A 7096-nucleotide genomic window follows, 5' to 3' on the forward strand; every position below is an offset into this window, starting at 1 on the left:
CAGTTCGAAATACACACCATCGCATCGGCGCAATGTGCATTCACCATATATTCAACTGAGTCCGCAATTAAATCACGTGATGGTAATGAATAAAGCATGCCGTCATGCCCCATTGCGATACCGTCATCCACCGCGATTGTATTGAACTCTTTAGCAACACCACCTGCTGCCTGAATTTCTGCCGCGACAAGCTGTCCTAAATCTTTCAGATGGACGTGGCCTGGAACAAATTGGGTAAATGAATTGACCACTGCAATAATCGGTTTGCCGAAATCTTCATCTTTCATTCCTGTTGCACGCCATAAGCCACGTGCGCCAGCCATATTTCTTCCGTGTGTCGATGTTTTTGAACGATAGTCAGGCATTTGTGTTTCCAACAAGTTGTGCTTGAGTGAAATGACTTCCACTCTGGCTGAATGATACTGATATAGCGTTAGATCAGTCGGAATATTGACTCATCATCATAATTTGATCATTCTCCATTCTATAGAAGCAAATAATATTGGGAAAGCCAAGAACGATAATACTCAGTCAATATTTAGCAAAACTTACATGAATAATTTTTTATTTTTTTATAACCTTTTTTTATCAATAAAAGTTTTTGAATAATTTTTTGTTCACTATTTATGGCTTTAGCTCTCCTTTGTACCTCGATTTAGGGCTTCAATCGTTTTTCACGTATACTAGCGTTAAACTTTTTTTGGATTGCATTTGTGAAAATTATTTTTGCTGGCACCCCCGAATTTGCTGCAACAGCATTGGCGGCTCTACTAAAAACTTCCCATGAAATTATCGCGGTTTATACTCAACCAGACCGTAAAGCAGGTCGTGGACAAAAACTAACACCGTCTCCTGTAAAACAGCTTGCGCTGGAACATAATATTCCTGTTTATCAACCACTTCACTTCAAAGCTTCAACTGAAGAAGGCTTGGCAGCTCAACAAGAACTTGCTGCTTTAGGCGCTGATGTCATGGTAGTTGCAGCATATGGCTTAATTCTTCCACAAGCTGTGCTCGATACACCTAAATATGGCTGTTTAAATATTCACGGCTCATTATTACCACGCTGGCGCGGTGCAGCACCGATTCAGCGTGCAATTGCAACAGGTGACGACGAAACTGGTATCACCATCATGCAAATGGCTGCAGGTTTAGATACAGGCGATATGATGTATAAAACATATTGCCCAATCACTTCCGAAGATACATCAGCGACGTTGCATGACAAACTTGCAGCTCAAGGTGCAACAGCAATTTGTGCGGTACTTGAGTCAGAAGAAACTCTGCAAAAATATTTAGCAGAACGCGAAGTTCAAGACGAAAGCTTAACAGTCTATGCGCATAAACTCGTGAAATCAGAAGCTCGTATTGATTGGTCTATGAATGCAGTTCAAGTTGACCGCAATATCCGTGCATTCAACCCATGGCCTGTTGCCTTTATTCAACTTGATGAAAATAATGCGCTGCGTGTTTGGAATTCAACAATTTCTAGTCAAAGCAAAGCGAATGCTCAAGCTGGTGAAATTATTGCAATCGATAAACAGGGTGTACATGTCGCTTGCGGTGAAAATACATTTATTTGTTTAACGAGTGTGCAGTGGCCGGGTGGTAAAGCATTAAATGCTCAACAAATTGCACAAACTCAAAAACTTCACGTAGGACAGATTCTGCCATGAGTCAGGTTACTTCAAATTCATCACGTTTTAACCTGCGCGCTCAAGTCGTCCAGACCTTGCTAAAAGTTCAGCAAGGTCAATCGCTCGCTAGTATTTTAAATACACAGCTGAATCAAGTAGCAGAGCGTGATCGTGCACTATTTCATGAACTTGTTTTAGGTACATTGCGCCAATGGTTCGCACTTAAGTCAATTAGCCTGCCTTTACTCAGCAAACCTTTAAACAATGAGACTGTAGAAACCTGCCTATACGTGGGCCTTTATCAAGTTTTATGCACGCGTATTGCAGCGCACGCTGCCATCTCGGAAACAGTCGATGCAACTAAACAACTTGGTTTCCCTGCACTCAGTGGTATTGTTAATGCAATTTTGCGTCGAGCAACTCGTGAAACTGATGACTTTCAGCAAGGTTTACAGCAAGCACATGGCTTACCAAGTTGGCTTTTTAAACGGTTAAAAAAGGATTGGGGAGAACAAACAGAAGCTCTCTGCCAATCGTTAAAGCAAGCCGCGCCTTTAACTTTACGGGTGAACCAGCGTCATATTGGTCGAGATGCTTATTTAGCAAAACTGCAAAGTTTAGACATTCAGGCACGTGCGTGTTTGTTTTCCGAAGCTGGTATTGTCCTTGAGCAATCTGTACAAATCACTCAGTTACCGGGTTTTGAACAAGGCTGGTTCTCTGTACAAGATGAACATGCACAGCTATGTGCCACCTTGTTGCCGGATTTAAACAATAAAACGGTTATTGATGCTTGTGCTGCCCCAGGGGGTAAAACGGCTCATTTGCTTGAAAAGTTTAAACCAGCACAGCTCATCGCCATTGATCAGGACCCAAGCCGTTTAGTCCGCGTGACTGAAAACTTAAATCGCTTAGCACTCGATCAAAGTCATACGGAAATTTTGGCAGCCGATGCAACCAAGTGGACTCCTGCTCAACCTGTAGATTGTATCGTACTTGATGCTCCTTGTTCTGCGACAGGTGTAATTCGACGTCATCCTGACATACGCCTATTGCGCCAATCTAGTGACATAGCCCAAACCATTGAGCTACAAAAGCAGATCTTAGAGCACATGTGGCAGCAACTCAAAGTTGGCGGTACATTGCTTTATATCACCTGCTCAATTTTAAAATCTGAAAACGAACAGCAGATGATCAACTTCTTCACAGAACATGCTGATGCAAAAGAAGTGAAAATCGAGACAGATTGGGGAATTGAACAAGCTTATGGCAGACAACTGTTGCCAGAAGCACAATCTGGTGATGGATTTTATTATTGTAAAATTCAAAAGATTGCATAAAAAAAGCAGGCGTTATGCCTGCTTTTTTACTAGATCAGAATATCAAAGCGTATGCTGATCTTTTACTTCTTCTAAAACTTCATCTAACTCTTCAGGATGCTTTGTTAAATGTAAGATGGATAATGCTAATCCACCCCATACAAATACCATCGAAATTATTAACATCACGATTGCCGAAGTATTCATTATTTTATCCTCCTAGCGATCTTTCATTTTACTTAACACGATAGCAACGACTGCACAGAAAATCACACTGCCCCAGCCGAAGACACCTTGTAAGCTCATACTATAAGTATCATAGCCATTTTTGATCAAATTAAAAACAGTCATACAGAGTGTTGTTAATAAGATTAAAGAGGTAATGACTGTTAAAGTGAAGTCCCAGCCTTTACCCAATTGAATGGTTGAGATACGGTTTACATGGTCGCGAAGCTCTTTAAGTGCTGAACGTTTAAACCAAGCTACGCTAATAATTGATAATAAAGCCCCACCAATAATCCCAATGTTATTAATAAAGTGATCAACAATATCAACGAGCTTAATTGCGTTTACACTTGAGAATAAAATAATTGAAACCAGTGCACTACCACCACCAATAATCGTTACCGCTTTCTTACGTCCCCACTTTAACTTATCTTGCATTGCTGCAATAGGCACTTCCAAAATACTGACCATTGAAGAAATACCAGCAACAAATAATGAAGAGAAGAACAAAAGACCGAATAGATCAGCACCAGAACCTAAACTTGAAATAATTTTAGGGAAAGCAATAAATGCGAGTCCGATACCGCCACTCACAACATCCTTAACTTCAGTACCTGCGGCATGTGCCATAAAGCCAAGCGCTGCGAAGATACCAATACCCGCTAAAATCTCTGTTGATGCATTTGCAAAACCAACGATTAAACCAGAACCAGTTAAATTCGTTTTTGGTTTTAAATAGGATGCATAGGTCACCATGATCCCGAAACCAACTGAGAGTGAAAAGAAAGTATGGCCATAGGCAGCTAACCAAACTTTATAATCCATCATTGCAGACCAGTTCGGTGTAAAGAATGCATTTAAACCTTGTACCGCACCTGGTAAACGTAATGATTGAATAACTAAAATAGTGAAGAGAATGAATAATAAAGGCATGAAAATCTTATTTGATAATTCCACACCTTTTTTCACACCACCATAAAGAATGATGAGAGTAAGTGCCCAAATCCCAACAATCGGCCAGAATAAATGACCTACAAACTGTAGATCAAAGCCGGTTGCTTTTGTGGTCTGCAAATAGGTATTAAAGAAGAAACCTTCCGGATCACTTCCCCACATTTGGCCAATAGAGAAGTAAACATAGCTACCAGCCCATGTAAGTACACTTGCATAGTACAAACCAATGATGATACAGACACAAACCTGCCACCACCCTAATGTTTCACCACCTTTAAATAAGGCACGATATGCCTTAGGAGGTGAACCAGTACTACGATGGCCTACCGCATAATCTAAAAATAATAACGGTAAACCAGCAGTAATGAGTGCTAATAGATAGGGAATAAGAAACGCACCACCGCCATTTTCATATGCAACGTACGGAAAGCGCCAAATATTACCTAAGCCTACAGCCGAACCAACGGCTGCAATAATAAAACCAGATCGTGACGTCCAGTTTTCACGAGTATCTGTCATAGAACACCTAATGTTAAAAGATTACTTATTTTTACTGCTATTGTTGATTGTTATTCCGCATGCAAAAAAAGAACCAAAAAATACTTTTGTGTTTGTAGAAAATAAAATGCACCTTTTGAGTATTTTTATTCCCTTAACAAACAAGCAAAAATAGAAAATTCTTCCTTAAAGATTTTTGTCCATTTTTTGCCCCTATATAGCTGAACAATACCTGTTTTTATTTCTTTTTACTGTAATTTCCGTCTGAAAATTTACGTTTTTTTAGAGATTCTTATCTAGATTGGTTATTTTTTAGCTAATATTCCTGTTTTAAAGCATATTATTACCTTCTTATATTCAATGATATTTTCTACCATTAAAATTTCATTCCCATCCATAAAGTAGATATATCAACTAATTTATAGATGAGTAAAATATCAAAGTATTATCGATCCCTTACACAAAATTTATACTAAAATCTCTAAAACTCAAATCACCATAAGTAATTAATTTTTATATGAAAATTAATTAAATAAAAGAATATTAAAAATTGAAGATATAGAAGCTTTATATTCACCATTTTTCATCAATGCATAACTGCAAAGATATCTATATCATGCGTTCAAAGATTTTCTTTTTAGGATTGATGATGAAAATATTAAAACTGTCTTTTTTAGCACTCGGGATGGGTCTTAGCGGATTCGCACAAGCAGATTTTATAGGCGTAAAAGGAGACGTTGGCTACTGGTTTTATGACGGCAAAGCTAATATGTCTTCACAATCTCCTGAAGATCAAGATCTAGACCGAAAAGGTAGTGCTCAACTTTCATTAGCTTTTGAGCACCCAATCCCGTTTATTCCAAATGCAAAAATTCGTTATGTTAATTTAAATACTCAAACTAAATCAGAAACTTTGGGTCAAGCTAACTATAACGTTGATTTAGATCATAGTGATTTTATTCTCTACTATGAGTTACTAGATAATATTGTCAGTGTAGATGCAGGTCTTGGTGCAACTGTACTAAATGGAGATATTACTGCCTATACCGGTAAACGTGTAGATATTGATAAGACATATCCAATTGCTTATTTATCAGGTGAAGTAAAACTTCCATTTACAGGGTTAAGCGCTAAAGGTGAAGCAACATATACAAACTTTGATGATGCAAAAATTACAGATGCGTTAGTAGAAGCAAAGTATAAGTTTGCCGATAATTTATTAATCGATTTAGGCTTAACAGCTGGTTATCGTATCCTCAATATCGATTTAGATGATTACGATAACAATGACCTTAAATTTGAATTTAAAGGGCCTTATGTGGGCTTAGAAGCACATTTCTAAATTAAAACAGGATTTTGATCTTCCCCATATAAAAAAGAACTCTATAAGAGTTCTTTTTTATTCAACCATACTCACATATTTTGGATATTTTTGAATTCGTTGACACCATTCTTGAATATTTGGGTATAACTTTAAATCGAAGCCGCCTTCCTCAGCTACATGCGTGTATGCATATAAAGCAATATCAGCAATTGTAAATTTATTTCCAACAAGATAGTCGTGCCCTACTAAAGCTTTATTCATAATAGATAATGCTTTATGGCCTTTTGGTTGTAATTTATGATATTCCTCTATTCTTTCTGGCGGTAATCCTAGATATTTATTAATAAAACGAGCAACTGCAATAAATGGTTCATGGCTATATTGTTCAAAGAACATCCATTGATACATTTTTGCCTTCATATAAGGATCTGCAGGAATCAATTCCGTTCCCTCAGCCAAGTAGCCTAGAATAGCGTTAGACTCACTTAGAACCCGTCCATCATCTAAAACTAATACAGGTATTTTCCCATTAGGATTTAAAGATAGAAATTCTGCTGTTTGAGTATCTTTATTTAAAATATCAACATGAATCCATCTATGATTTATATTTAATAGGGATAGTAACAGTTTGATTTTATAACAATTACCTGAATCTACATCACCATAGATTATCATAGGTACTTACCCCCTTATTCTGCTTATTTAAATATATAATTTTCTTATTGTTTATAACACAACCCTTCCATAATATTTTGATTTCCCATATAAAAAAACACCCCAACCTCTTTTGAGATTGGGGTGTTTAGAATAATGAGCTGGCGATGACTTACTCTCACATGGGTAATCCCACACTACCATCAGCGCTAAGAGGTTTCACTTCTGAGTTCGGGAAGGGATCAGGTGGTTCACTCTTGCTATGGTCGCCAGCACAACTGTTTATGGATACTTGCCTGGGTCTTATTTGATGCCGAAGCGTTTTCCAAATCTGTAACAGACTGGGCTGATTGAATCTTACTTTATCTGTTCATTTTAGCCAGAGGTATAACTAAATCAAGTTGTCTTGCATATTTAAGAATCGATTGATGCTTCATATACAACTGCTTGGGTGTTGTATAGTCAAGCCTCACGAGCAATTAGTA

Annotated in this window: 7 protein-coding genes and 1 rRNA gene; 3 read left to right on the plus strand and 5 right to left on the minus strand. The window is 37.8% G+C overall.

The features are described from left to right. Nucleotides 1–365: dihydroxy-acid dehydratase (locus tag C1642_RS12630; RefSeq protein WP_171304708.1), on the minus strand; the 365-nt coding region annotated here is incomplete at its 3' end. Between the two features lie 348 nt (nucleotides 366–713). On the opposite strand from C1642_RS12630, the gene fmt reads away from it, so the two are divergent. Beyond that, nucleotides 714–1676: a methionyl-tRNA formyltransferase gene (fmt, locus tag C1642_RS12635; RefSeq protein WP_002046349.1), complete on the plus strand. Its 963-nt coding sequence runs from the start codon at nucleotides 714–716 to the stop codon at nucleotides 1674–1676. After that, nucleotides 1673–2977: a 16S rRNA (cytosine(967)-C(5))-methyltransferase RsmB gene (rsmB, locus tag C1642_RS12640; protein ID WP_103236400.1), complete on the plus strand. Its 1305-nt coding sequence runs from the start codon at nucleotides 1673–1675 to the stop codon at nucleotides 2975–2977. Before fmt ends, rsmB begins: the two co-directional genes overlap by 4 nt. A 42-nt stretch (nucleotides 2978–3019) precedes the next feature. On the opposite strand, the gene C1642_RS12645 is transcribed toward rsmB, so the two are convergent. Both C1642_RS12645 and C1642_RS12650 read right to left on the minus strand, forming a co-directional pair. After that, nucleotides 3020–3163, minus strand: a complete 144-nt coding sequence (locus C1642_RS12645; RefSeq protein WP_001097630.1) for a methionine/alanine import family NSS transporter small subunit — start codon at nucleotides 3161–3163, stop codon at nucleotides 3020–3022. A gap of 12 nt (nucleotides 3164–3175) precedes the next feature. Next, nucleotides 3176–4654, minus strand: coding sequence for a sodium-dependent transporter (locus C1642_RS12650; RefSeq protein WP_000132725.1), 1479 nt, complete (start codon nucleotides 4652–4654; stop codon nucleotides 3176–3178). A gap of 628 nt (nucleotides 4655–5282) precedes the next feature. On the opposite strand from C1642_RS12650, the gene C1642_RS12655 reads away from it, so the two are divergent. Then, entirely contained in the window at nucleotides 5283–5975 is a 693-nt protein-coding gene (locus tag C1642_RS12655; protein WP_004840006.1) for a TIGR04219 family outer membrane beta-barrel protein, read from the plus strand. A gap of 57 nt (nucleotides 5976–6032) precedes the next feature. Here the strand turns inward: C1642_RS12655 and C1642_RS12660 are convergent, their stop codons facing one another. After that, on the minus strand, nucleotides 6033–6632 hold the full coding sequence (locus C1642_RS12660) for a glutathione S-transferase family protein (RefSeq protein ID WP_000587889.1): 600 nt from the start codon (nucleotides 6630–6632) through the stop codon (nucleotides 6033–6035). Between the two features lie 138 nt (nucleotides 6633–6770). After that, nucleotides 6771–6885, minus strand: a 5S ribosomal RNA gene (gene rrf / locus C1642_RS12665). Nucleotides 6886–7096: the final 211 nt, after the last annotated feature.

Origin of the sequence: Acinetobacter sp. AKBS16 (assembly GCF_002899995.1) — a bacterium.
GTDB classification, from domain to species: Bacteria; Pseudomonadota; Gammaproteobacteria; order Pseudomonadales; family Moraxellaceae; genus Acinetobacter; species Acinetobacter baumannii.

Coding starts and splice junctions, on each gene's coding strand:
- rsmB (WP_103236400.1), top strand. CDS start 1,673: ATGAGTCAGGTTACTTCAAATTCATCACGTTTTAACCTGCGCGCTCAA.
- C1642_RS12645 (WP_001097630.1), bottom strand. CDS start 3,163: ATGAATACTTCGGCAATCGTGATGTTAATAATTTCGATGGTATTTGTA.
- C1642_RS12650 (WP_000132725.1), bottom strand. CDS start 4,654: ATGACAGATACTCGTGAAAACTGGACGTCACGATCTGGTTTTATTATT.
- C1642_RS12655 (WP_004840006.1), top strand. CDS start 5,283: ATGAAAATATTAAAACTGTCTTTTTTAGCACTCGGGATGGGTCTTAGC.
- C1642_RS12660 (WP_000587889.1), bottom strand. CDS start 6,632: ATGATAATCTATGGTGATGTAGATTCAGGTAATTGTTATAAAATCAAA.